We start from the raw sequence: 25,290 nt of genomic DNA on the forward strand, positions 1-25,290 counted from the left end.
CGGCTAGATAATTGCGCATGCTTCGCATTTCCATTCGCAATTCTTTAGAGGGGAACATGAATAAAGGGCGGAAAACGATGGCCGGATCGGCCGCGGTATTGTTGGGAATTGGCTTTCTCGCGGCCGGCTGCGCCAATGCCGAGGCGCCGGACGAGGCGGCGGTGCTCAAGACCTATGCCGATATTGCCGAAGCCATGTTCGGCGACGCCGTTGCTTCCGCGGGCGCTCTCCAGACTGGCGTCGACAAGCTTATCGCCGAGCCGACCGACGCCAATCTCAAGGCGGCACGCCAGGCCTGGATCGATTCCCGCCCGGCCTATATGCGCACCGAAGGTTTTCGCTTCGGCAACCCGGAAGTCGACGATCTCGAAGGCCTGGTGAACGCCTGGCCGCTGGACGAAGGCCTGATCGATTATGTCGACGGCGCCTCCTATGGCGACAGTTCCGATAGCAACCCGTTCTACACCCTCAACGTCATTGCCAATAAGCAGCTGCAGATCGGCGCCGACAAGGTCGATGCGACCGTGATCGACAAAAAGTTGCTGCAATCGCTGCAAGAGGTTGGCGAAAACGAGGCCAACGTCGCGATCGGCTATCACGCCATCGAATTCCTGCTCTGGGGCCAGGATCTCAACGGCACCGGCCCAGGTGCGGGCAACCGGCCGGCCACCGATTACGACACCAAGAACTGCAGCAACGGCAATTGCGACCGCCGCGCCGCTTATCTCAAGGCCGCGACCGAGTTGCTGATCGAGGATCTCGGTCAGATGCATGCGATCTGGACTGCCGACGGCGCCGCGCGCCAGCGCCTTCTCAAGGGCGATGCCAAGGCGGGCCTTGCCGGCATCCTCACCGGTCTTGGCAGCCTGTCTTATGGCGAACTGGCCGGCGAGCGTACAAAGCTCGGGCTGATGCTGCATGATCCCGAGGAGGAGCATGATTGCTTCAGTGACAACACCCACAACTCGCACTACTACGACCAGGTCGGCATGGTTGACATCTACAATGCCAGCTACACCCGCCTCGACGGTACGGTGGTGAAGGGGCCCAGCATAAAGGACCTAGTTGCTGCCAAGGATGCCAAGGTGAATGACCGCGTCACCGCCGCCATGGCCGATGCCAGCAAGGCCATGCAGGTCATGAAGGATACCGCCGACAGCGGCAAGGAAGCTTATGACCAGATGATCGGTGCCGACAATGCGGCCGGCAACAAGATCATCGATGGCGTCGTGACGACCCTCGTTGCCCAGGCTCACGCGGTCGAGGCGGCTGTTGCGGCACTTGGCCTCAAGATCACCGTCGAAGGCTCGGATAGTCTCGACAATCCCTCGGCCGTGAGCCAGTAATAGGGAGACAGATCGCCCCCGAAAGGATCCGGGGCGATCGCAGAATGGACCTTGCGCGTCATGCCTAGATTGCCGGGTCAGAACCCGATCAGCCGCCGCCGAGCGATTCAGTCGCTCGGCGGTGTCGTTCTTGGCGCCGGCCTCGGCTATGCCGGGGCAGCCGCGTTCGCCGATGCCGGGAAGGGCGCCAAGCAGGCCTACCCGCAAGCACCCGCGATGCCGGCCGATGCACGACCGCAGCACATTTCGCTGACGGCGAAACAGTATCTGCGGCAATTGGCGGCAGCGCCCGCGGCGCCTACCGAAATTCTCGACTACACCGATGGCCCGACAATCCTGCGCGTGAAGCAGGGTGCCTGGCTGGAAGCAACGCTCACCAACCAGCTTCACGAGCATACGACGATTCACTGGCACGGCATTCGGGTCCCCAATGCCATGGACGGTGTTCCCTATCTCACCCAGCCACCGGTCATGCCGGGCGAGAGCTTCGCCTATCGCTTCCAGCCGCCGGACACGGGCACCTTCTTCTTCCACCCACATTGCAACACCGTGGAACAACTAGGCCATGGCCTCGCCGGCATTCTGATTGTCGAGGGCGACGAAACGCGGCCGCATGATCACGACCTCGTCTGTGCATATCGCGATTGGCGCATCGATGGTGCCGGCAAATACCAGCCGATGATGACTGATGCCGGCGCCAGCAAGGCAGGCACATTCGGCGACCATCGCACCATCAACGACCAGCTGCAGCCGGTCTTCAAGGTGCCGAGTGGCGGGGATATCCGCGTCCGCTTCCTCAATCTCGATATGTCACGCATCGTTGATCTCGGCGTCATCGGTGCCGACGCCTGGGTCATCGCCACCGATGGCAACGGGCTTCCGCCGCAGAAGCTGAAATCCTGGCGCCTGGGGCCGGCCATGCGTGCCGACCTTACCTTGCGCATGCCCGACGCTGCTGGCACCCGCATCCAGCTGGTCAATTACTATGCGCCGCAGCCGATCGTGATGGCGGAGCTTGAGGCGGAGGGCGCACCGCTTGCAAAGCCGGCATTCGTGCCGGCGCCCCTCAAACGCGGGGTCATTCCCGAACCAAGATTGGAGGGTGCCGAGACTTTCCAGCTGCGCCTCAGCGCGAGTTCGACACCAGCGGAACTGCCGCCCGATCTCGTCATGCCGGATGGATCTGTCCTGCGTTATGCCGACGCGCTCTGCCTGACGCCGAAGACGTTCTGGGCCCTCAACGGTCAGCCCTGGCCCAGCCAATCGCATGAGGTGCTGCCGCCCCCCTTGGTCACTTTTCAGCAGGGCAAAACCTACATCATTGAGATCATCAACCAGACACCGCATATTCACCCGGTGCATCTCCATGGCCATACTTTCAAGGTGCTCTCCTCGAACAAGGGCGATGTGGTTCCGCATTTCGCCGACACAACTCTCGTGGCCCCCAAGGAACGTGTGAAGATCGCCCTCGTCGCCGACAGTCCCGGTGATTGGATGATCCACTGTCACATCATCGAGCATCAGGAAACCGGCATGATGGGGATCTATCGTGTCGCGTGAGAATCCGCGCGTGGGCCAAAGCCAATCACTCCACCGTCGCGGGATGCGGGGTGCCGCGATGCTGCGGTTGGCGGCGGGGATCCTGTTCTCGTTGACCTTGATGATGCCCGTGATGATCGTCCACGCCGACGATTCCACAAAGCATCATCACGTTGTCAAAGTCATTCGCGACCCGTCGCTGGGCGACGATGCCGTGGCGCGGATGGAGAATGTTCTCGGCCAGTCGATCTTCGAACGCATCTGGGTCTCGGCACCATCCTCAACAGAGGCGGCGGATGGTCTCGGTCCCATGTTCAACGCACGCTCCTGTGCCGCCTGCCATCCGGGCGGTGCCCATGGGACGGTCTTCAACAAGGACGGGTCGCTGAGCCCGTCGCTCCTGGTCCGCCTGGGGTTGAAGACGGATGGGGCCGCCGATCCGATCTATGGACATCAACTGCAGACCGAGGCCGCGCGGGGCGTCCCGCCCGAAGGCAAGTTCGCGGTTACGTTTGCGCCATCCGAAACCAAGCTTGCCGACGGCACCATTGTCGCGTTGCAGCGGCCGGTGGTCGCCGTGACGAACCTGCCGGACGGACCGCTGGCCCCTGAGACGGTGACCGGTCTCCGCCTGGCGCCGGCCATTCACGGCATCGGGCCGCTCGACCGCATTCCGGCTGCGACCATTGAAGCCATGGCGGATCCGGACGATGCCGACGGTGACGGGATATCGGGCCGCGTTCATTGGCTGGATGGGGATCGAAAGTCCTTCGGACGCTTCGGCTGGAAGGCAGTGCAGCCGTCGATGGAGGCGCAGAACGCCCACGCCTTCATGGCAGACATGGGCCTCTCGACGCCGCTCTTTCCGGATGCCTACGGCGAATGCACCGACCGCCAGAAACTCTGCCGTACTGCGCCGAGCGGCGCCTCGCCGCAATTCGAGGATCTTGAGGTCTCGACAACCCTGATGAAGGTGCTGGACCGTTTCGTGGCTGAAGCTGTGCTGCCGGCCGGCCCCAAGCAGAAGGCAGATCCAGAGAGCCTGAAAAAGGGCCGTGATATCTTTGCGACCGCTGGCTGCGTGGCTTGCCACAAGACGGGCTACGACATTCAATGGCCTGACGGCAGCGGCACGACACGTCACATCGCGCCCTATACAGATCTGTTGCTGCATGACATGGGGGCCGGCTTGGCCGAGGATCTCATGGAGGGCAATGCCGAGGGCGCCGAATGGCGCACGGCACCGCTCTGGGGCTTGCGTTGGGCCGTCGACCAGCAGGGAAGCGGGACGCTGCTTCATGACGGCCGCGCCCGTAATATCCTGGAGGCCATCCTGTGGCACGGCGGCGAGGCGCTGCCGGCGCGCGACCATGTTGCGGGCCTGTCGGCTGTAGATAGACAGGCGTTGATTTCCTTTCTCTCCAGTCTTTGAAAGTGCGTTCCATGACGGATCAACCCAACGACAAGATCTCCCGGCGGCAGACATTGGCGGCTTTGATCGCCGCCGGCATGGTTCCCGCCGTCTCGCGCCCGGCACTTGCTGCGGGGCCTGATTTCGGCGCCTTCAACGCGGCCTTTGGTGCCAAGATCGTTTTGCCGGCCTTCGACAAGCTCGTTGCCGTCACCGGCGATTTTGCCAAGGTCGCCGAAGCCTTCGCTGCCAAGCCGGACGCTGCCGGCGTTGATGCTGCGAAGCAGGGCTTCAACGAAGTTTCCGATGCCTGGGCGTCGGCCCAGCAATTCCGCATTGGCGCCTTGGCGCAGGGACAGCGTGCTGAGCGCTTTGCCTATTGGCCGGAACGCCGCAATGTCGTCGACAAACAGTACCGCGCCTTGCTGGCCGGCAAGGGTCTTGAAGGCCTGAAGCCCGACCAGATCGCCAATGCGAGCGTCGCCGTGCAAGGTCTGCCGACTTTGGAGCGGATTCTCTACGGAGAGGACCAGGGTGCCGAACTGCTGAAGGGCGACAGCGCCGAGCGCCGTCGGGCGATCGTTGCCGCCCTCGCTGCCAATCTTCATGCGATTGCACGCGAAGCTCAGGCTGTTTGGGCGGACAACCTCAAGGATCCGGCCAAGGCCGCCAATTCCTTCGCCGCCAGCCCGGCCGAAGGGGCGGCGCAGGCTTACACCAATCTTCTCACCATCGCCCAGGTGGTGGCGGAGCAGAAACTCGGCGTGCCCTTGGGTGGCGCCGATGCCGCCAATGCCAAGCCCAAAGCAGCCGAGCAATGGCGCTCCGGCCGTTCCGCCCGCAACATCATCCTCAACCTCGAGACTGCCAAGGCCTCGGTTCTGGCGCCGGGCGGCTATGCCGATCTGCTGCCGGCGGACCAGGCCGGACTCAAGGCCGATCTTGCCAAGGCTTTCGATGAGTCCATCACTGCCGCCAAGGCCGTGGACGAGCATTTCACCGACGACATCACCCATCAGGACAAGCGCAAGCCGGTCACCACCCTGCTGGTGAAGGTCAATCACCTGCGCGACCTGCTGCGCCAAAAGGTACCGCCGGCCGTCGGCATTACTCTGGGCTTCAATGAGCTCGACGGCGATGGCTCTTGATCGCTTCCTGAAACGCCGGGCGTGGGCACTGGATCATCCGGGTATCCAGCCTACGCATTTGCTGGCCTGCGGCGACAATGCCGGTGGGCAGGTCGCGTTTGCGGCCTTGGCGGTGAGCGATCGCGGCGTTCAGCTGTGGCGGCGAGCACTCGACTGGCGCGCACATGACGTCATCGCTGATCCGGCGCGCGGATGCTGCGCCATCGTCGGGCGCAAGCCCGGTCATCAGGCGCTGCTCTGCGATCTCGCCAGCGGGGATCTGCTGCGCAAACTCGACCCATTGCCTGATTGTACCTTCGACGGCCATGCCGTGTTCTCAAGGGACGGCATGCGGCTTTATACCACCCAAAGCCAGGGCAAGGCCCAGATCGGCCATATCGTTGTCTATGACGTTGGCCGGGGTACTGTGCTCAACAGCTATTCCAGCCATGGTGTCGAGCCCCACGAATTGCTTTGGTCTGCGGATGGTGCGACGCTGGTCGTCGGAAACGGCGGCATTCTTGATCGCAATGCCACGGACCCGATCGAGTCCAGCCTGGTATGGCTCGATGCTGCGAGCGGCGCGCTGAAGGGCAGGGTGGTTCTCGACGAGGATAACGAAACGCTTTCCCTGCGCCATCTGGCGCGCCTTGCTGACGGCCGTATCGTTTGCGGTGTGCAGGATCAGGATTTTGCGACCGACCTGCGGCCGCTGGTGCTTATCGCCGATGCGACCGGGGAGGTCACATGGCTCGACCTGCCGGTCGAGATCCATCGTCGCCTGATGGGCTATATCGGCAGTGTCGCCGTCGATCCAAGCGGGACTTTCATCTGCGCCACCTCGCCGCGCGGTGGCCTTGCCGTGGTGTGGACGGCGACCGATGGCCACTACGTCGACGCGATCGATTTGCCCGACACCTGCGGCGTCGCCGGTGGACCGGAGGCGGGAGGTTTTCTGCTCAGCTCCGGCCACGGCGCCCGACTGCCGATCCATGTCGATCCTGTCGAGGGCATCGTCGCTCTGCCTGAAGCCCTACGCCTTGATCCGCTGCAATGGGACAACCACCTGTCGCTGGTCGGCTAGGCGTCGCGCAGCGCCGCCATGCGCGCCAGCATCATGGTGATGTGATTGCGGCGGATGTAGCCCACGGCCTCGAAATCGTTGATCTCAAGCGCGCGCTGCGTCTCCTCCACCTCGTGCAGGAAATGCGTGACCTCGGCCCGCATGTCGGCTTCGCTCATCCAGCCGAACCAGAAACGGTCCGTCTGGTGATAAAGGATCTCGATGAAGTCGCGCAGCATGCGCGAGCCGATGACATTATTGACGATATTGTGGAAGCGCTCGCAGAGCTCAGAGAACTCGCCGAGCGGCATGCCGCCCCGCTTACCCAGCAAGGCCCTCACCCGCAGATGTACCGCTTTGAGCTCCGCAAGATCCGCATCCGACAAGGGCCGCGGGTTGGTATGCCCGATCATGGCCGCCAATTGGCAGCGCAGGTAATAGGCCTGGTCGATCTCCGTCCGGTCGAGATCGGTGACGGTGACGCCGACGCCGTTCTTGATGCTGACCAGCCCATCGGTGGCCAGGCGCTGCAGGGCCTGGCGCACAGGGGTGCGGCTCAGCCGGAATTCGGTTGCCAGTTCGGATTCGCTGAGGCGCGTTCCTGGTGGATAGATGCGGGTTGCGATGCGCTGGCGCAGTTGCTCGTAGATCTGCGTTGGTGACACGGCGCGGCCATTCGACAAGGCAGCGGCCGCCTGCTTCCTGCCTCGCTCAACCGTCTTCTTCGTGCCGCGGCCCTGTCGCATGGTCGAATCTGGCATCCATGAAATTCTGCTGCTCCCTAACTATCCTGCCGGTGCTCGCTGTCAATAGAGCTGTATATAGCTAGGCAGCTGTCATCGCGGCTTTCTGGCTGGATTTAGCGCCGTAAAGCCGTCCATACTCGGCCATCTTTCGGGACGCATAGGCAGGATATGGATGCCGATATCGCCAAGCTGGCCTTGGCAGTGGAACACCCCAACTTGAAGCGCATCGTGGCGCTGTGGGACGAAAAGCGAGACGGTCGCCGTTGGCCGAGCCGGGCGGATTTCGACCCGGTCGAGATGAAATATGCCCTGGGTGATCTCACCCTCTACGATGTCGAGGACAATCCGCGGCGCTATTGGTGTCGCCTGGATGGGACGCGCCAGGTGGAATTGTTCGGGGTGGATTGCACCGGTCGCTATATCGATGAGAGTCTGCCCGCCGATTACTATGCCGTGGTCGCTCAGTCGCTGGCCCGGGCAGTCGACGAGGGGCGGCCCCTCTATCTCCAGCGCGAGATTCCCTATGCCGGCCGCTTCATCCGCTATGAAACGGTGGTCCTGCCGCAATCCTCGGACGGGCGGCGCGTCGACCAGCTGATGATCGCGCTGATGCCGCATTGGGACTGATTCCCCCAATTTCGGGGCCGATCTGTGCGCTTCGTCACGCCTGACCTGTGTCGCCGGTCACTGCGCGATTTCCGGTGATGCCCTAATTCTTCAACCAACGGGCCACACGGCCTCATCCGGTTGGGAAAGGGATCAGAACATGAAACGCATTCTTTTGGCCGCCACCTTGTCGCTGCTGAGCTCGGGCGCCTTCGCCCAGACCTATCAGCCTTACCAGCAGGTCGGTGCCAATTCGTATAACCAGGACCTGGCCGAATGTCAGGCCTATGCCAACCAGGTGAGCCCGGTGCAGGACGCCGCCGTGGGCGCCATTGGTGGCGCTGCCGGCGGTGCCGCCCTCGGCGCTCTCTCGGGCGCCCTGTTCAAGGGTGTTTCGGTCGGCGAGGGTGCCGCCGTGGGTGCCGCTGCAGGCGGTGTCCTGGGCCTTGCCGGCGGTGCCTATACCGGTACCCAGAACCAGAAGCAGGTGCTCAACAACTGCATGCGCGGCCGCGGTTACAGCACCTATTATTAACCCCCTGTTCGGGGTGGTTTGGGGGGCTCGCTCACTTAAATTTGAGTGTTCGGCGAGGCAGGGAACCGCTCTATACTACGTGCGATTTAGTGGCTATCTGGCCAACTGGGCGCAACCGCCCGGGGCCGGGACGAGAAGCAAGAAAGGAAGCTCAAGATGAAACGGATCGTGGCGGCTATTCTGACGGCGTCGACGCTGGCAGCCTGTTCCAGCTACAGCCAGCCGATGGTCGACACCAAGGGGGTCGATTCGTCGCGCTATTCCCAGGACAATTACGAGTGCGAGCAATATGCCAACCAGGTCAGCCCGGTCGGTGATGCCGCTGTGGGCGCCCTGGGCGGCGCTGCGGCGGGTGCTGCCCTTGGCGCCATCACGGGCGCCCTGGTGGGCGGTGTGGGCGCTGGCGAAGCCGCTGCCTTTGGTGCGGCCACCGGCGGTGCCGTGGGCCTGGGCGGCGGTGCCGTCACGGGTGTCCAGAACCAGCGCGACGTCTATCGTCGCTGCATGGCGGGGCGTGGCTATAACGTCTTGAACTGACGTTTAAATATCCAAAGAAGCCCCGCTGCCGGCCGACCGGAAGCGGGGTTTTTTTGTGACCTAGCTGTTCCGCCGTGCTTTTTTGTTGCAGAGCGGGGGGATTGGTCTTTATTTGCAGTGCAGCATAAGCCGCCAAAGGGCGGTTTCAGCCCGAAAGAGACCATTATGGACATCACCAAGATCAAGATCGGCGAGAACCCGCCCTACGACCTCAACGCCATCATCGAGATTCCGCTCGGCGGCACCCCGGTGAAGTATGAACTCGACAAGGAATCGGGCGCGATGTTCGTCGACCGCTTCCTCTATACGGCGATGTTCTACCCCGGCAATTACGGCTTCATCCCGCACACCTTGGGCGGCGACGGCGATCCCTTGGACATCATCGTCCTAGGTCCCACCCCGGTCGTGCCCGGCGCCGTGGTGCGGTCGCGCCCCGTGGGCTGTCTGATGATGGAAGACGAGGCCGGCGGCGATGAGAAGATCATTGCGGTCCCGGTCGACAAGCTGCATCCCTTCTATTCCAACGTCAGTTCCTATCGCGATCTGCCTGAGGTCCTGCGCGAGCAGGTTCGCCATTTCTTCAGCCATTACAAGGATCTGGAGAAGGGCAAGTGGGTCAAGTTCGCGCGCTGGGCGGAGACCGAGGAAGCGGTGGATATCATCCGCAAGGCGATCGAGGCCGGCGCTCATAAATAACGGCAATAAACGGAATAATTGCTGCGCAATATGCGCATGTTTATTGCGTAACCCTTGACTTTTTCTCTGCCCTATGCGAAACAAGCGGCGTCGTTTCTGGAATCTTCCAGCGCCGCTTCCTTGCTTCAGGAGAGAAGGGATAGCTGGCTTGGCGGAAGATGTTCCCGGCCACTCGAACCAAGGAGGGTGCGTAAGAAACATGACTCCACCGGCGATACGTTCCGACAATCTGGCTAAGACAGCAGATTGAAAACTCAGATGTGAGATCCGGGGATACCGAGGGGTGTCGTCCCAAATGACCGGACGGCACCTAAGGACGGCGGCGAAACGGGGGTTCTCCCCAATCCCAGGCCCGTCCAATTAGATCCCCGCGACAAATCGAAGCGAAACCCGCCGGGCCAAGGCCGCGGCGGGTTTCATTTTTCATCCCGCGCTTTCCCTCCGCCCATGCCAGCGGGCATAGTGCTGCTGAAGAAAAAGATTCCCGGGAAAGGGATGGCAGGGGCGGCGATGGTGGATTTCGGGCTTTCGGGGCAGGTGGCCCTGGTAACGGGTGCTTCCGGCGATCTCGGGCGGCATTTTGCATCGGTCCTGGCAGAAGCCGGGGCGGCCGTGGTGCTGATGGCGCGGCGCGGCGACCTGGTGGCGGCGGAAGCCGAGGCGCTGCGCCGGCGGGGCCTTAAGGCCAGCGCCGTCACCGGCGACATCACCTTGCCCAAGGGAATCAACGCTGCCTTCGCCGCGGCCGAGAATGAGCTCGGGCCGATCTCGCTTCTCATCAACAATGCCGGCATCTCCCTCACCACGCCCTCGATCGACCTGCCGGACAGTGATTGGGATTCGGTCCTCGACACCAATCTCAAAGGGGCCTGGCTCGCCAGCCAGGAAGCTGCGCGCCGCTGGGTTGCGGCCAAGCGCCCCGGCAACATCATCAACATCGCCTCGATCCTCGGCCAGCGTGTCGCCAGCCAGAGTTTGCCCTATGCCGTATCGAAGGCCGGGCTCATCCAGATGACGCGCGCCTTGTCGCTGGAATGGGCGCGCCACAACATCCGCGTCAATGCGCTGGCGCCGGGCTATGTCCGCACTGCGTTGAATGACGAATTCTTCGGCACCGAAGCGGGTGCTGCGCTGATCAAGCGCATCCCGCAGCGGCGTCTCGGCACGCCGCAGGATCTTGACGGGCCGCTTCTGCTGCTGGCCTCGGATGCCTCCCGCTACATGACCGGTACGGTCCTCACCGTCGATGGCGGTCACCTCAATTCCAGTCTCTAGAAAGGCCTGACCATGGATTTCTCGATCAGCCCGCGCGCGGCGGAATATGTCCGTCAGATCGACGCCTTTCTCGATGAACATGTCATTCCACTGGAAAGCGACCGTTCGAGCTTCGATGACGGCGAGAACATCCGCGAGGATCTGCTGCAGAAACTCCATGCCAAGGCGCTGGCGGCAGGTCTGTGGAATTTCCAGCTGCCGGAAAAGCTCGGCGGCAAGGGCCTCAAATTCACGGAACTGGTGCCGATCTACGAAGCCGCCGCCCGCTCCATCTTCGGCCCTGTCTGCTTCAACATTGCCGCCCCTGACGATGGCAACATCCATCTGCTGTCGCGGGTGGCGACGCCGGAACAGCAGGAACGCTGGCTGATGCCGATCGTCCACGGTGAAGTGCGCTCGGCCATCGTCATGACCGAACCGGCACCGGGTTCCGGCTCCGACCCCGCCGGCATGATGCTCACCACCGCCGAGAAGAAAGGCGACAAGTGGATCATCCGCGGCCAGAAATGGTTCATCACCGGCGCCGAGGCAGCGGAGCATTTCATCCTGGTCGCGCGTACGTCCGACGATCCGCGCCGTGGCCTCACGGCCTTCCTGTTCGATCGCAGCCAGCCCGGCTGGCACATCAAGCGGCGCATCCCCATTATGGGCCCCGAAGAACATGGCGGCCATTGCGAGCTGGAGTTCGATGGGCTCGAAATTCCCGATGAGAACCGCCTGATGGGTGTCGGCGAGGGGCTGAAGGCCGTGCAGATCCGTCTCGGTATCGCACGTCTCACCCATTGCATGCGCTGGCTCGGCCTTTCCAAGCGCGCGCTCGACATCGCCTGCCGGCATGTGCAGGAGCGCAAGGCCTTCGGCATCACGCTGATGGAACATGAAGGCGTGCAATGGATGCTGGGTGAAGCCGCCATGCAGGTGCAGATGGGGCGCCTGCTCACCTATAATGCGGCCTATCAGCTTGATCTCGGCCACCGCGCGCGCAAGGAGGTCTCCATGGCCAAGGTTGCCGTCGCCGACTGCCTGCACAAGGCGGTCGATACCGCAATCCAGCTGCTCGGCGCCAAGGGCTATTCCAAGGACACCATCCTGGAATGGATGTACCGCTATGCGCGCCAGGCCCGCCTGGTCGACGGTGCCTCCGAAGTGCACAAGATGGTCCTGGCCCAGCACCTCACCGCCGAGGGCCCCGATTTCTGGAAATGGGGTTGAGCATCGTGCTGGCCAACAAGATCGATGCCCTTGAGAGTTTCCTGCGTCGACAGACGGGCGCAGGCAAAGTCAGCGTCAAGCTGATCGGTCGCCTTGGCGGCGGCGCCATTCAGGAAAACTGGGCCGTCGACCTCGACATCGACGGCACCGTGACCGCCACGGTCCTCCGCGCGGATGCGCCGAGCGGCATCGCCGAAAGCTGGGGCAAGGCCCAGGAATTCGCTTTGCTGAAAGTGGTGCAGGCCACCGGCATGAAGGCGCCGGAACCGCTCTGGTTGGAAGAAACCGGCAGCGTCATCGGCCAGCCCTTTCATATCACGCGGCGCCTCAATGGCTCGGCGGACCCCAGGAAGCTGGTGCGTGCGCTGGAGGAGGAAGAGGGCGATGCCCTGGCCCATGCATTGGGTGCCGAGCTCGCCAAGCTGCACGAGGTGACACCGGCATCGGCCCCGGCCGGGATCGGCTTCCTTCCGCCGGTGCCGGATAATCTGGTCGCCGATCGTCTGGCCCGCTTTCGCGGTCAACTCGATCGTTTGCCGGAAGCGCAGCCGGTGCTTGAATGGGCGATCAACCGACTGGAGGATGAAGCGCCGAATTACGCGCGCGGATCGGATACGGTCCGGCTGTGTCATCGCGACTTCCGCACCGGCAATTACCTCGTCCAGGATGCCAAGCTCAGCGGCATTCTCGACTTTGAATTTGCCGGCTGGTCTGATCCTTACGAGGATTTCGGCTGGTTCTGCGCCCGCTGCTGGCGCTTTGGCATGAGCGGGGCGGAAGCGGGCGGCATTGGTCGGCGCGAGGCATTCTACGCCGGCTACGAAGCGGGCGGCGGTGGCCCTGTCGACGATGCCAAGGTCCGCTTCTGGGAACAGATGGCAGCTCTCCGGTGGTCGATTATGGCGTTGGAGCAGGCCGAGCGGCACCTCTCTGGTCGTGAGCGCTCGATTGAATTGGCCCTCACCGGACTCGTCTCGCTGGAGATGGAATACGATCTGCTGATCGATCTGCGCTTGCCCGGTTTCAAGCCGGCTCCGAAGAAACGCGCCGATGATGGAGACGCTGCATGAAACAACGCCCCGGTGCCGACGCCTTGCTCGATGCTGCGCTCGCAACACTGCAGGAAGAATTGCTGCCGAGTCTAAGCGGCCGCCAGAAATTCCTTGCCGCCATGATCGCGCGGGCGGTTTCCGTGGCGAAGCAGGATATTGCCGGTGCCGACGCTTCCGCCCAGGCTGAGCGTCAGAGCTTCAAGCGCCTCTATGGCAGGGAATGCGACGGCGATCTCGGCGCCCTACGCCGCCTACTCGCCGCCGACATCCGCGCCCGCAAGTTCCAGCCCGGCTCACCGGAAGAGACGCGCCTCATCGACCACCTGGTCGAAGCCACCGCAACCGAGCTCCGCATCACCAACACCAAATACCTCGCCCAGCGCCAACGCGGCCGCGGCGCTGAATCGGCGGTGTAATCGAACCCGGTTGCACTACCCCCTCTCCCTGACCCTCTCCCACGTGGGGGAGCGTTAGGGGGGCGCGAAGCGCGATCTACGCTTTTTCTGCGAAATAGTCCGCGTAGATACGCATACTATAGTCGGCCTGCAGAAGCCGAAAGCCGGCACGCTCGATCAGCCCAGCCATAATCCACGAATAGGTGCTGTGCTCGTCGCGGATATGTGTTGCGACTTCTGCGCGGTCATAGCCGGTATTTGCCCCCATCCACCCGATCCAGCTTTCGGCGACCGCCGGAACCTCAGTCGGATCGCATTCAAAGACGACATCGCGCAGGAACAGCTTTCCGCCGGGCCTCAGGGTTCGTTGCAGCCGCGCTAGCGCGACCCCTTTCCAGAGATCCGGCAGGTGGTGTAGAGCGAACTTGCTAGTGATAATGTCGACCGAATTATCCGGAATCTCGTAACTAAGAAATCCAGCCTGCTGCGTCGCCAGATTGCCAAGCCCCATTCCTTTGGCACGGCGCAAGCTCTTGGCGAGCATTTCGGCCGATATATCAACAGCATGAACGCGCTTGGCGATCTGGGCCGCTTCGCAAGCCAGCATTCCGGTGCCGCAGCCGAAATCGGCGACGACATGAAAATGCTCGATGCCGAGACGGGCTAGCAATGCTCTATCTTCTTGTGGGTCGTCCGCCTGCCTTTCGTCATAGCTTTCGACCTCGGCAGGGTCCGCGAAGTCAATACCGACTTGCTTCAGGTCAACATAGTACCAGTCGGGCTGCTCCATCACATTCCCCCTGCTTGTCTTGTCCAGGACGCTAGATGGCGTCGGTGATATTCGTCAACAGCAGAAGGTTTGCGTGTGGATCATTCACCATCGCACCCCTTGCATGAGGAGGTGAGCTAAACCACTATTCTGTCCCGTTTGAATGTGTGGGGCCACGCTATGAACTACCTCATCGTCTTTCTCGGTGCCGGCATCGGCGGAGCCCTGCGCCACGGCGTCAACAACGCCAGCGCCAGGCTCCTGGGGATTGAGTTTCCATGGGGCACACTGGCGGTGAATATCCTCGGCTCCCTCGCCATGGGACTGCTCGCCGGTTATTTCGCCTTCAAGGGCGAGGCTACACAGGCCTGGCGGCTGTTCTTCACCACGGGCATCCTCGGCGGGTTCACGACCTTTTCAGCATTCTCCCTCGATACCGCTTTGCTTTACGAGCGAGGGGCGCACGCCTCCATGATCCTCTACATCGCGGGCTCCGTCGTTCTCTCGATTGTTGCCGTCTTCGTAGGGCTGGCGCTCATGCGCTCAAACCTCGGCTGAAATCCGCACGCCGAGGCCTTCTTTTCGGAGAAAATTGGCTGCGGCCGGCATCGTAGAGGACCATGGTCCTCAAGACACCCCGCCGAGTATCAGCGGGCCTTCACACGATCTTGTTAGGCCTAGTGTCGCGCTTTCCGGCGTGGCTATAATTCCTGGCCTTGGGGGGCGCATTCACTGGAGGCGGCGTCATGCCCCGCATGTGGGTAAAGTGTTTTCTCGTTACATCGTTTCTGTTTCTCAGCCCGTTGGCCAGCTCCGCCAATGACGTTCGTGTCGTCTTCGTCACGCATGGTCAGAGCAATGATCCCTATTGGAACATCGTCAAGAGCGGCATGAACGAAGCGGCGACCAAGCTTGGCGTGACGGTCGAATATCACGCCCCGGCGACGTTCAGCACGGATGAGATGAAGCGCCTTATCAGCGATGCCGTGGCGTCTCATCCGGACGGGCTGGTTGTTTCGGCGCCCGATGAGGAAGCCCTGGGCCTATCGATCAAGGCGGCGGCGGATGCGCATATCCCCGTGATCATCATCGATTCCGGGGGGCCTTCCCTGGCCAAGAAACTGGGAGCGTTGTTTTTCATGGGGCAGTCGGAATTCGGGGCGGGTATCGAGGCCGGCCACCGCGCGCGTGAGCTTGGCGCACAGCATCCGCTCTGCATCGATCACGAAAGGGGCAATATCAGTCTTGAGGCGCGCTGCCATGGATTCAGCAGCGGCCTCGGTGTGAATGTTCCCGTCCTGGAAACCAATTTGGCGCCTGGCGTCATGGCGAAGGATCTGTCGGCCTATCTCGTGGAACATCCCGAAACAGACTTCATTCTAACCCTCGGAACGGCGGCGGCCGAAGCCGCCCTGGATGAGATCTACAAGAGGCCGGCCCTGCAGCGCCCGATGCTTGGCACGTTTGATATGTCGCCCAAAGTCCTGCAGGCAGTGGCCTCCGGCCGGGCGCTCTGGGCGATTGATGCGCAGCCCTATCTGATGGGCTACATCCCCGTCGTGACCTTTGACCTGCTGAAGCATTACAAGTTGAAACCGGTGCCGCCGGATGGGCTCTATGCGACCGGTCCCAGTTTCATCGAAAAGGACGAAGCCGCGGCGATGATGTCGCTGGCGGCGGCGGGTGTTCGCTAAACAGGCGCAGGGCCCTCAGCTCCACTGCTCCTTGGGGCTTTCGCGCTTTCCGAGCCGGCGCGTTCCGGCGACGGTCGGCTTGGGAATATCCGGCGAAGGGCGTCCATAGAGCCAGCCTTGGCCCAGATCGGTGCCGAGTTCCAGCAGGCATTTATGCTGATCCTCTTTCTCGATCATTTCGGCGACGGTCTTGATATTCAGGCAGCGGCAGGTCGTCAGCACCCCTTGCACAATGGCACGTTCGCGCAAGGATTCGACAATGCTCTTGATATAGGCGCCATCGATCTTGACGAAATCCACCTGTAATTGCTGCAGATAGGGCAGGGACGAGGCGCCGGCACCGAAATCGTCCAGGCAAACCAGGTGTCCGGCGCCGCGCAGGCGGTCGACCGCGCGCGCGGCTTTCGGCAAATCGTCGAGCTTGGCGGATTCCGTCACCTCGACGATCAGATGATTGCGGTTCTTGCCCAATTTGCCGGCCAGCTGGTCGAACATGTTGAGGAAGTTGTCGTTGAGCAACGACCTTGCCGACATGTTCACCGCCAGCCGTAATTCCTGTCCGATCTGTTCGCTTTGCTGAATGCGCGTAACCGCGCCATAAGCGACGGCGAGATCCAACTCGTGGACGATGTTGATCTCCTCGGCAAACATGACGTCGGCAAAGGGCGATCTTCCATCTTCGAAGCGCAACAACACCTCGTAATGATGGGGTGTGCGGTCCTGCAGATGAACGATGGGCTGGAAGTGCAGATTGATGCGGTGCTGGTGGATGAGATCGCGCATGGCGACGACGCGGCTCAGGACCTCGGCGGTCATGCGTTTGAAATACTGGTCGGCCGAACCGGCGTCTAATTTGGCGATACCTTCATTGCTGAACTTGCCGACGACATAAGAAAGGATGCTCTCGACATCGTCATCGCCGAGCGAGCTGCCGTGGAACGATATGGTCTTGCCTGTTGCCTTCATCGTGGCCGGATCAAGGTCGAACCGGTCACTGACGCGTTTGATGGCGTCAACGATTATGTCGGGGTTGGTATCTTCAAGATGCGTGACGCCGAATTTGCCGTCGCCCAGTTTGGCGGCCGCATCCGGATCCAGCGCATGGAGCTTCAATTGTGCGCCGACCTCGGCCATGAGGGATTCCGCGCGCTCCGGACCCATGACTCGGCTCAGTTCTTCGATCTCGCAGATCTCCAGCAAGGTGAGGCAGGCCGATTTGCCCGACTTGCGCGCTTCCTGAACGGCGCGCGACGCGGCATAGGTGAATTCGACCGCTTCGGTCAGGCCGGTGACGCGGTCGCGCCGCCTGGCGCCGCTATGCGGGATGGCATTGAGTGCTGCGCTGCTGACGCTGAGGAAATAGTGCGGCTGGTCCTTCTTCAGCGAGCGGTTGATGCAGGTTGTGATGGTCAGGCGTTGCTCGATTCCGCCGTCTTTTGGCAATCCTTCGGACGTTTCCGCCAACACCAGATTGAGATCGCGCCGGCGTTGCCCGGGCATCAGGTTGCGCAAAGCTGTCTTCAGCAGGATGGCATCGGCGGTGGTGAGAATGTCTGCCAGGGGCTTGTTCGTAAGGTCCGCCGTCTCGACGCCCAGGATCGATTTCACTGCGCCGCCGGCCCACAGAACCTTGCTCGTTTCGTCCAGTTCCAGCAGCACGTCGGCGTTGGAAAAGGCGAAGCCCACAAAACGGTCGCGCTCGTCGCGCAAACGATCGGCAATCGGAACGCTCATTTCCTGTCCCTGTCTGCGATGGCGGGAATAATAGGCATGTTCGGGGCGTATTCAGCCTCCACCCGAAAAGGATAATCGGGGAATTATCGTTAAAAATGTATCAATTATGTCCTGAAAAATCGCATTGAGATGAGAATTGCGTCCTCCGCTCGCGCGAAAAGGGTGGCTTTTTAAGCGTCCTTTTCCTTGGCAGGCAGTAAACGGCGCGCTATCCATGGGCGAAACCATTCACCAGGGAGACATAAATGCGCAGAATTCTTAGTGGAATCGCCGCCGCAATCGTGGCGGTGACGTTGATCCTGCCGCTGCAGGCCAAGGCCGAGGACGCGAAATCCCTATTGGACCAGATTCTTGAGCGCGGCGCGTTGCGGGTCGGCACGACCGGCGACTATCCGCCCTATTCAGAGCTCGATCAGACGAGCAACACCTATAAGGGCTACGAGATCGACGTGGTGACCCAACTCGCGGCGGATCTCGGCGTGAAGGTCGAATTCGTGCCGACCACATGGGAAACCCTCGCCGCCGGTATTCAGGCCGGCAAGTACGATGTCGCCGCGTCCGGCATCACACTGACCCTGGAGCGCCTCAAGAGCATCGGCTTCTCGGCCGCCTATCTCGATTCCCCGCTGGTGCCCTTGGTGCAATCCAAGGACGGCGCCAAATACGCCGCCTGGCGCGACCTCGACAAGGAAGGCATCCGCATCGCTGTGCAGAGCGGCACCTCGGCCGAGGAATCGGCCAAGAAAAACTTCACCAAGGCCGAGATCGTCCCAATCGTCGCGCCGGCCCTCGACTATCAGGAACTGCTGGCAGGCAAGGTCGATGCGGCCATCACTGACACCGTCTTCATCAAGAAGGCGCTGTCGCAATATTCCGATAAGCTGGTCGCGGTCGACCCGACCCACGCCATCGAAGGCCAGCCCAACGCCATGATGACCGTCCGCGACGATTACGTCTGGCGCAATTGGCTCGATACCTGGGTCGCCATGAAGGCCCAGTCCGGCTTCTTCGACGCCCTCTTCGCCAAGTGGATCGCGGGCAGCTAAGCCTCACCCAGCAGTTATCGGATTGGAGCGGCGCTGGCATGGCCCGACGATCGAAATTGGGCCGTACCGGCGCCGTTCTTATTCTGCCGCTGCTGCTGGCTGGCTGCGGTGATTGGACGCCGCTGCTTCCAGGCACGCCGATGGGCGACAAGAATTTCTGGATCCTGACGGGCGGGCTCCAGTACACACTCCTGATCTCAATCTACGCAATTGCGCTCGGTTCGATCATCGGCCTTGTCGGTGCATTGCTTGCGCGCAGCCGCTTCTCCTGGTTGCGGCGCTTAGTGTGGCTTTACGTCGAATTCTTCCGGATGGTGCCACTGTTTGTGTTGCTCCTGTGGATCTATTATGCGCTGCCGATCGCTATCGGCGAGCTTCCTGACGCGTTGCACGATCTGCCCGGTCTGGAGACGCTTCGGCGGATGGAGCCGTTCACGGCAGGTGTTATCGGCCTGTCGCTCTTGTCGGGCGCGTTCATGGTTGAACTGTTCAGGGCCGGCATTGAAAGTGTTGGCCGTCCGCAGATAGACGCGGGACTCGCCTTCGGCATGTCGCGTGCGCTTGTGATGCGTCGGATTATTCTGCCTCAGGCAGTCAGACGCATGCTGCCGCCAATGACGAACCAATTCATCTCGACGATCAAGGATTCATCACTGGCGGGTTTCCTTGGCGCGGCTGAAATAACCAAGCGCGCGATGCTATTGCAGACGCAAATCTTGCATCCGCTCGAGATCTACACCTTCCTGGCGCTCGAATACATCTCGATACTGACGATACTAACGGCGCTTGCCCGCTATCTCGAGCGGCGCTATCCCCAGCACGGCTGACCTCAATCGAGCAGTTTCTCCGCGCGCTGCATCGGCTCATCCGCTGCTGCTACCAGGGCTTCCAGCGCCGCCCGCAACTGCTCGCAGCGCAGGGTCGGGGCCTGCGACAGAACTTTGCTGACGATCTTGTGCCGGGCATGGAACTGCACCATATCAACCGACACCTCGCGCGGCAGCGCGGCAAGCTTGCCGGCATTGGCCTCGAACACCGTCATCGGCGGCAGGGCGATGCTGGCCAACTGCGCCGTTGGAATCGGTAGATCCTGGATGAGACTGGCAGTGCCGTCATAAGCCGCCTGGGCGGCCGCGCGCACCGACAGCACTTCGCCGAGCAGGATCGCCAGCAGTGCCTGCACCTCAGCTTCCGCATCGGCCTCGCGGCCGCGCTTGCGGCTGCTGCCGACGACAAGGGCGATGATACCTGCAAGGGCCAGAAAGAGGATACCGGGGATCTGGATCAGCCAGCCACGCAGCAGATCGCGGTCCATCGACGGTTCGACCGCCGGTGCCGGCTCGATCTTGACCTCTTCCGTCGCCGGCTTGGTCCAGATGCCCAGATTGCGCCCGCGCGCCTCGGTTTCCGCCGCGTCATATCGCGCGGAGCGTTCGCGTTCTGCGGCTTCGGGCGCGGTGGTCTGCCGATAGACCGCCGCCATGCCGCCGGCCAGCATCGCCTCGGCGACATCGTCCTCGCCGACTTTGCAGGTGCCGGAAAGATGTTGCGCATCGGCTCCGCGATCCGTCACGGCGCAGACGAGGCGCTGCCCGTCGATCAAGGCCTGCAACGCCACCCGCGCCTCGGGTCCCATCGGCACGGTCATCAAGGGTGCGGCGATGCCGTCGAGCTTGAAGATCACATCGCCGATCGCAATTTCATCGCCATCGATCGCCTGGCCGGAGCCTTCCAGAGTCGGCGGGACCGGCGCTTCGAGCGGTGTGGCATCGACATCGCCAACCGGCACCGCTGGGGGCGGGGGTTGAAGCGGATTCTTGGTCTTGGCTACGGCCGGCGCGGCGGCGATCAGTGAGAGCAGGGCGGCGCTGGCGAGCCAGATCTTAATCTTCATTGAAAATCCTAGACTTTTTGGGCGTCCCTGGCGGCCTTGGTAAAGGGGTGGAAGAGAGGCGTCAATGGGGAGGCTGGACAGAGGGATTGAAACTGAATAAGCATTCAAGAATTGAATGACTATTCAGCTTCAAGGGGGTCCGATGGCGGCCAAATATGATGCGATCGTGATCGGTGGCGGCCATAACGGGTTGGTGACGGCCGCCTATCTCGCCAAGGGGGGCGAGAAGGAGGGCAAGAACAAGCTCAAGGTGCTGGTGCTGGAGCGCTACCACAAGGTCGGCGGTGCGGCGATGTCGGAGGAGATCTATCCCGGCTTCACCTATTCGACCTGTTCCTATGTATGCTCGCTCCTGCGGCCGGAGATCTTCCGCTTTCTCGATCTGCCACGGCATGGGCTGCAAGTCATACCCTATGAGATCAACTCGTCGCCCAATCCGGATGGCGAAGGGATCGTCACCTATTCGGACCATGACCGCACGCGTGAGTCGCTGCGCCGGCATTCGATCAAGGATGCCGAGGCTTATGATCACTATGCGGCGGAGATCGGCCGGCAGTGCCGGTTCATCAAGCCGCTCCTCATGGTGACGCCGCCGGACCCGACGCAGATCAACCCGTTCGCGCAAAACAAGATCAATCCCTGGGGCAAGCGCAACGATCTCGAGGGGTTTCTGAAGATCGCGCGCGAGTTTGGCCGCATGGGCGAGAAGCAGATGTATGAGATCATCCGCTTCTGGACCATGTCGATCGGCGATTTCCTGGATGAATATTTCGAGACGCCGCGCTGGAAAGGTTTTGCTGCGGCTTCCTCGATCATCGGCACGGCGCTTGGGCCTTATTCGCCGGGCACCGCTTATGTGCTGCTGCATCACTATATGGGCGAAGTGGACGGGCAGATCGGCGCCTGGGGCTTTGCGCGCGGCGGCATGGGCTCGGTCTCGAGGGCCATTGCCTCGGCGGCAACCGAAGCCGGCGTCGAGATCCGCACCAATGCCGAGGTGGCCAAGGTCATCATCCGGGGCGGCAAGGCCGTCGGCGTGACCCTCGCCAATGGCGAGGAAATCTATGCGCGGACCGTCGTCAGTAACGCAGATCCAAAGCGTACCTATCTGAAGCTGATCGAGAAGTCGGATCTGGATTCGATCGATCCAGATATCCATACCTATGCCAAGAATTTCAAGATCCGCGGCAGTTCAGGGAAGTTGAACATTGCCCTCGACGGCCTGCCGCAATTCGCCGGCCTGCCCAAGGAATCCGCCTGGGGCACGGTCGATATCGGCGGCGATTTCGACTACATCGAACGCGCCTATGACGATTACAAATATGGTTCCTGGTCCAAGCGGCCGTTCCTCGACATCGTCATCCCGACCACGGTCGACCCGACCATGTCACCGCCCGGCAAGCATTTCATGTCGGTCTTCGTGCAGTATGTCCCCTATAAGCTGGCTGAGCAGCCCTGGACGCCGGAGATGAAGGCGGCGTTCGAGAAAGACGTGCTGGACACGATTGAGATGAACGCGCCGGGCTTCAAGAAGCTCATCCTGCATTGCCAGACGCGGACACCCTGGGACATCGAGAACGAAGTGGGCTTGACCGAAGGCAACATCTTCCAGGGCGAGTTGACCTTGGACCAGATGCTATTTAACCGCCCATTCCCGGGGCTCGGGCAATATCGCGGGCCGTTCGACAATTTCTACATGTGCGGATCGGGCACGCATCCGGGCGGTGGCGTGATGGGTGCGCCGGGGGCCAATGCGGCGCGCGAGATGCTGCGCGACTTCAAGCACGGGGTGGTGTGATGAGCGCCAACAATTACGACGTCATCGTCATCGGCGCCGGCCATAACGGGCTGGTGACGGCCAACTATCTCGCCAAAGCCGGGCAGAAGGTGCTGGTGGTCGAAGCCGGGGAGGAGGCAGGCGGTGCCGCGCAGACGCGTACGTTCGCCAAGAGTTATCGTGTCTCCTCGGTTGCCCATATCCTGCATGCGCTGCATCCCAAGGTGATCAGCGATCTCGGCCTCGAACAGCATGGGCTGAAGGCGACGCAGCACCGCATCGGCACGTCGGCCATGCTGCCCGGTGGAGCGCGCCTGGATCTCACCGCCGACAAGGCGGCGACGCAGGCCTCGATTGCCAAATTCGCCCCAGCGGACTCGCTGGCCTATCATCCGCGCATGGAGCGGCTGGTGCGGCTCGCCGGTGCGCTGGGTAGTTTCCTCATGAAGACGCCGCCGAGCCCATCGCCTGCGTCAAACGATTTCCAGACCAAGCTGGCGCTCGGCATGTTCGCCTTCAAGCTGCGCATGATGGGCAAGAAGGACATGCTGGAACTCAGCCGCATCCTCACCATCAACGTGGCGGACCTCGCCAACGATTTCTTCGAGAGCGATATTCTGAAGGGATTGCTGGGACTGGAGGCGACGCTTGGCGTCTATCTGGGGCCACGCTCGCCGAACACTGTCTTCAACCTGCTCTATCGCCTGGCATCAATGGATGCGAAGCACGGGCAGGGCGGGCTCTATCTGCCGCAGGGCGGCATGGGCGCCGTGGTCGATGCGTTGGTGAAATCGGCCATGGCAGCCGGCGTCACCATCCGCACAAACGCCCCGGTCGGCCATATCTTGATCGAGAAGGAAGTCGCGGTCGGTGTGGTCCTCGCCAATGGTGAGGAGATACGCGCGCCGATCGTGGCTTCCAGCGCCGATCCGCAGCGGACGCTGCTAAAACTGGTCCAACCGGGCAATCTCGATACCGAGTTTCTGCGCCGGATGCGGCATCTCCGCATGAACGGTTGCGTCGCCAAGGTGCATCTCGCCTTGGACGGTCTGCCCGAGGTGTTCAAGCAGGCGCAGGGTCGCATGGTATTTGCGCCGTCGACCAACTATGTGGAGCGCGCCTTCGATTGCGCGAAATATGGCCGGGTCTCGGACAACCCGGTGCTGGAGATCGTCATTCCGACCCTGACCGATCCGAGCCTTGCACCATCGGGCAAGCATGTGGCCTCCATCCTCAGCCAATACGCGCCCTACAAGCTGCGAGAGACCTCGGCCGATGAGGCGCGCACGCAGGTGCTGGAGCGGACCCTCAATGTGCTGGAGCAGATTGCGCCCGGTGTGCGCGGCCTGGTGACGGCATCGGAAGTCCTGACGCCGCAAGACCTCGAGGCGAAATTCAACCTCTCCGGCGGGCAATGGCACCAGGGAGAAGTGACGCTCGACCAGGTGTTTTTCCTGCGGCCCGCAGCCTCGTTCCAGCAATACAAGATGCCGCTGCCGGGGCTGTGGCTGTGCGGGGCGGGGGCACATCCCGGCGGCAACGTCTCGGGCGCCGCCGGCGCCAATGCGGCGCGAGAGATTTTGAAAGACTTGAAGAACGCCCGGAAAGGAGCTGCCTGATGACCCATGTTCAGCATCTGAAGCCGTTCCTGAAGAAGACACCGTTCCATGAGCCGATGGAAGCCCTGATGCATGGAGCGGGATGGATCCGGTGGCAGGGTTTCTATTCGCCGGCCTTTTACGATTCCACGCAGTCCGAGTACATGGCCTGCCGCAACGGGGCGACGGTCTATGACGTCTCGCCGCTGATCAAATATGCGATCCGGGGCAAGGACGCGGCAAAGTACGCCAATTATCTGGTGACGCGTGACCTCACCAAAGTGGCGCCGATGAATGTCGCCTATACGGCCTGGTGCGACGATGACGGAAGGATGATCGAGGAGGGGACGATCTTCCGCCTTGGGCCAAATGACTTCATCCTCAACGCGGCGCTGCATCAGCTGCATTGGCTGTCAGAGAGTGCCTATGGTTTCGATGTCGAGATTGAGGAGATTTCGGACCAGCTCGCCGGCTTGTCGCTGCAGGGACCGAATGCGCGGGTGATTCTGGAGACCTTGGGCGTCCAGGGCATCGGCAAGCTGGTCCATTTCGGCATCATGGAGACATCGGTCGACGGGCATTGGCTGCGCATCGACCGGGCGGGCTTCACCGGCGATCTCGGCTATGAGATCTGGGTGAAGCCGCAGGATGCGCTGTGGCTGTGGGAAACCCTGTTCCGCATTGGCGATCCGCTGAAGATCGCGCCGATGGGCGGTCACGCCCTGGAAATGACGCGGATTGAAGCGGGCTTCATCCTGGTCGATGTCGATTATATCGGCGCCCATCACGCGATCCGGCCGACGCAACGCGTGTCGCCGATCGAGGCGGGCATCGGCTGGGCGGTGGCGCTCAAGAAGGATGCCTATTTCGTGGGCAAGCGCGCCCTGCAGAAGGAGAAGGCGGAAGGGTCCTCGCGTTTCATCCTGAGCGGGATCGAGATCGAGGGGCGGAAGCCAGCACCCGGCGCCTTCCTCTATGCCGATGAGAAAGGGACCAAGGAATTGGGCCTCACAACCTCGGCCATGTGGTCGCCGCTCTTGAAAAAGAATATCGCCTTTGCGCAAATTCCACCGGCCTATACCAAGCCGGGCACGGAAATGTGGATCGAAATCTGGTATCCGAAGGAAAAGAAGATCGAGCGCAGCATGGTGCGCTGCTGGACCCGCAACCGGATGTTCTTCGATCCGCCGCGGAAGAAGGAGGTTGTGTGAGGATGACTCACTCGAAATCCCTCCCCC

The 25,290-nt window shown here is 61.9% G+C and carries 24 protein-coding genes; 20 read left to right on the top strand and 4 right to left on the bottom strand.

What is annotated here, in order from left to right; genetic code table 11:
• Positions 1 to 77: 77 nt before the first annotated feature.
• From ACE3OA_RS17555 to ACE3OA_RS17575, 5 genes are read left to right on the top strand one after another with little or no spacing between them, the layout of a single operon-like run.
• Complete coding sequence (locus tag ACE3OA_RS17555) at positions 78 to 1,346, top strand: imelysin family protein (protein ID WP_374313116.1); 1,269 nt, start codon at positions 78 to 80, stop codon at positions 1,344 to 1,346.
• 60 nt (positions 1,347 to 1,406) lie between these two features.
• On the top strand, positions 1,407 to 2,906 hold the full coding sequence (locus ACE3OA_RS17560; RefSeq protein ID WP_374313118.1) for a multicopper oxidase family protein: 1,500 nt from the start codon (positions 1,407 to 1,409) through the stop codon (positions 2,904 to 2,906).
• A gap of 58 nt (positions 2,907 to 2,964) precedes the next feature.
• The gene (locus ACE3OA_RS17565; RefSeq protein ID WP_374313120.1) at positions 2,965 to 4,317 is read left to right on the top strand and encodes a di-heme oxidoredictase family protein; all 1,353 of its coding nucleotides are present in this window, start codon (positions 2,965 to 2,967) and stop codon (positions 4,315 to 4,317) included.
• Between the two features lie 11 nt (positions 4,318 to 4,328).
• On the top strand, positions 4,329 to 5,444 hold the full coding sequence (locus ACE3OA_RS17570) for an imelysin family protein (RefSeq protein ID WP_374313122.1): 1,116 nt from the start codon (positions 4,329 to 4,331) through the stop codon (positions 5,442 to 5,444).
• A complete protein-coding gene (locus ACE3OA_RS17575; protein WP_374313124.1) occupies positions 5,434 to 6,507 on the top strand; it encodes a DUF1513 domain-containing protein in 1,074 nt (357 codons plus the stop codon). The genes ACE3OA_RS17570 and ACE3OA_RS17575 overlap by 11 nt, the downstream gene beginning before the upstream one ends.
• Here ACE3OA_RS17575 and ACE3OA_RS17580 read toward each other — a convergent pair.
• Positions 6,504 to 7,247, bottom strand: a complete 744-nt coding sequence (locus tag ACE3OA_RS17580) for a GntR family transcriptional regulator (protein ID WP_374313127.1) — start codon at positions 7,245 to 7,247, stop codon at positions 6,504 to 6,506. The genes ACE3OA_RS17575 and ACE3OA_RS17580 overlap by 4 nt on opposite strands.
• A 153-nt stretch (positions 7,248 to 7,400) precedes the next feature.
• On the opposite strand from ACE3OA_RS17580, the gene ACE3OA_RS17585 reads away from it, so the two are divergent.
• From ACE3OA_RS17585 to ACE3OA_RS17620, 8 genes are all read left to right on the top strand, one after another.
• Positions 7,401 to 7,859 (top strand): PAS domain-containing protein, encoded by a 459-nt coding sequence (locus ACE3OA_RS17585; RefSeq protein WP_374313129.1) that lies wholly within the window; start codon positions 7,401 to 7,403, stop codon positions 7,857 to 7,859.
• A gap of 139 nt (positions 7,860 to 7,998) precedes the next feature.
• Positions 7,999 to 8,373, top strand: coding sequence for a hypothetical protein (locus tag ACE3OA_RS17590; RefSeq protein WP_374313131.1), 375 nt, complete (start codon positions 7,999 to 8,001; stop codon positions 8,371 to 8,373).
• A gap of 156 nt (positions 8,374 to 8,529) precedes the next feature.
• On the top strand, positions 8,530 to 8,910 hold the full coding sequence (locus ACE3OA_RS17595; RefSeq protein ID WP_374313133.1) for a hypothetical protein: 381 nt from the start codon (positions 8,530 to 8,532) through the stop codon (positions 8,908 to 8,910).
• 165 nt (positions 8,911 to 9,075) lie between these two features.
• Positions 9,076 to 9,606, top strand: coding sequence for an inorganic diphosphatase (gene ppa / locus ACE3OA_RS17600; RefSeq protein WP_374313135.1), 531 nt, complete (start codon positions 9,076 to 9,078; stop codon positions 9,604 to 9,606).
• 495 nt (positions 9,607 to 10,101) lie between these two features.
• Positions 10,102 to 10,881 carry an SDR family NAD(P)-dependent oxidoreductase gene (locus tag ACE3OA_RS17605; protein WP_374313137.1) on the top strand — a complete coding sequence of 260 codons (780 nt, stop codon included), beginning with the start codon at positions 10,102 to 10,104 and terminating at the stop codon, positions 10,879 to 10,881.
• A gap of 12 nt (positions 10,882 to 10,893) precedes the next feature.
• The gene (locus ACE3OA_RS17610; RefSeq protein ID WP_374313140.1) at positions 10,894 to 12,093 is read left to right on the top strand and encodes an acyl-CoA dehydrogenase family protein; all 1,200 of its coding nucleotides are present in this window, start codon (positions 10,894 to 10,896) and stop codon (positions 12,091 to 12,093) included.
• A 5-nt stretch (positions 12,094 to 12,098) separates the two neighbouring features.
• The gene (locus tag ACE3OA_RS17615) at positions 12,099 to 13,163 is read left to right on the top strand and encodes a phosphotransferase family protein (protein ID WP_374313585.1); all 1,065 of its coding nucleotides are present in this window, start codon (positions 12,099 to 12,101) and stop codon (positions 13,161 to 13,163) included.
• Complete coding sequence (locus ACE3OA_RS17620) at positions 13,160 to 13,561, top strand: DUF6285 domain-containing protein (protein ID WP_374313142.1); 402 nt, start codon at positions 13,160 to 13,162, stop codon at positions 13,559 to 13,561. Before ACE3OA_RS17615 ends, ACE3OA_RS17620 begins: the two co-directional genes overlap by 4 nt.
• A gap of 76 nt (positions 13,562 to 13,637) precedes the next feature.
• On the opposite strand, the gene ACE3OA_RS17625 is transcribed toward ACE3OA_RS17620, so the two are convergent.
• A complete protein-coding gene (locus ACE3OA_RS17625; protein WP_374313144.1) occupies positions 13,638 to 14,330 on the bottom strand; it encodes a class I SAM-dependent methyltransferase in 693 nt (230 codons plus the stop codon).
• Between the two features lie 159 nt (positions 14,331 to 14,489).
• Between ACE3OA_RS17625 and crcB the strand changes: the two genes are divergently transcribed.
• Both crcB and ACE3OA_RS17635 read left to right on the top strand, forming a co-directional pair.
• Complete coding sequence (gene crcB, locus ACE3OA_RS17630; protein ID WP_374313146.1) at positions 14,490 to 14,867, top strand: fluoride efflux transporter CrcB; 378 nt, start codon at positions 14,490 to 14,492, stop codon at positions 14,865 to 14,867.
• A gap of 188 nt (positions 14,868 to 15,055) precedes the next feature.
• Positions 15,056 to 16,003 carry a sugar ABC transporter substrate-binding protein gene (locus tag ACE3OA_RS17635; RefSeq protein WP_374313148.1) on the top strand — a complete coding sequence of 316 codons (948 nt, stop codon included), beginning with the start codon at positions 15,056 to 15,058 and terminating at the stop codon, positions 16,001 to 16,003.
• A 15-nt stretch (positions 16,004 to 16,018) separates the two neighbouring features.
• Here the strand turns inward: ACE3OA_RS17635 and ACE3OA_RS17640 are convergent, their stop codons facing one another.
• Complete coding sequence (locus ACE3OA_RS17640; protein WP_374313150.1) at positions 16,019 to 17,737, bottom strand: EAL domain-containing protein; 1,719 nt, start codon at positions 17,735 to 17,737, stop codon at positions 16,019 to 16,021.
• 245 nt (positions 17,738 to 17,982) lie between these two features.
• On the opposite strand from ACE3OA_RS17640, the gene ACE3OA_RS17645 reads away from it, so the two are divergent.
• Both ACE3OA_RS17645 and ACE3OA_RS17650 read left to right on the top strand, forming a co-directional pair.
• Positions 17,983 to 18,783, top strand: a complete 801-nt coding sequence (locus tag ACE3OA_RS17645; protein WP_374313152.1) for a transporter substrate-binding domain-containing protein — start codon at positions 17,983 to 17,985, stop codon at positions 18,781 to 18,783.
• A gap of 38 nt (positions 18,784 to 18,821) precedes the next feature.
• Complete coding sequence (locus ACE3OA_RS17650; protein ID WP_374313154.1) at positions 18,822 to 19,610, top strand: amino acid ABC transporter permease; 789 nt, start codon at positions 18,822 to 18,824, stop codon at positions 19,608 to 19,610.
• Positions 19,611 to 19,612: 2 nt separating this feature from the next.
• Here ACE3OA_RS17650 and ACE3OA_RS17655 read toward each other — a convergent pair whose 3' ends face one another.
• Positions 19,613 to 20,677: a thermonuclease family protein gene (locus ACE3OA_RS17655; protein WP_374313157.1), complete on the bottom strand. Its 1,065-nt coding sequence runs from the start codon at positions 20,675 to 20,677 to the stop codon at positions 19,613 to 19,615.
• A gap of 142 nt (positions 20,678 to 20,819) precedes the next feature.
• On the opposite strand from ACE3OA_RS17655, the gene ACE3OA_RS17660 reads away from it, so the two are divergent.
• Genes ACE3OA_RS17660 through ACE3OA_RS17670 form a run of 3 tightly spaced genes read left to right on the top strand, consistent with a single transcriptional unit; the run spans position 20,820 to position 25,263 of the window.
• Positions 20,820 to 22,475 carry a phytoene desaturase family protein gene (locus ACE3OA_RS17660; protein ID WP_374313159.1) on the top strand — a complete coding sequence of 552 codons (1,656 nt, stop codon included), beginning with the start codon at positions 20,820 to 20,822 and terminating at the stop codon, positions 22,473 to 22,475.
• A complete protein-coding gene (locus tag ACE3OA_RS17665) occupies positions 22,475 to 24,073 on the top strand; it encodes a phytoene desaturase family protein (RefSeq protein ID WP_374313161.1) in 1,599 nt (532 codons plus the stop codon). Before ACE3OA_RS17660 ends, ACE3OA_RS17665 begins: the two co-directional genes overlap by 1 nt.
• Complete coding sequence (locus ACE3OA_RS17670) at positions 24,073 to 25,263, top strand: aminomethyltransferase family protein (RefSeq protein ID WP_374313163.1); 1,191 nt, start codon at positions 24,073 to 24,075, stop codon at positions 25,261 to 25,263. The genes ACE3OA_RS17665 and ACE3OA_RS17670 overlap by 1 nt, the downstream gene beginning before the upstream one ends.
• Positions 25,264 to 25,290 lie beyond the last annotated feature (27 nt).

It is taken from the genome of Dongia sp., from assembly GCF_041906375.1.
Classification (GTDB): Bacteria; Pseudomonadota; Alphaproteobacteria; order Dongiales; family Dongiaceae; genus Dongia.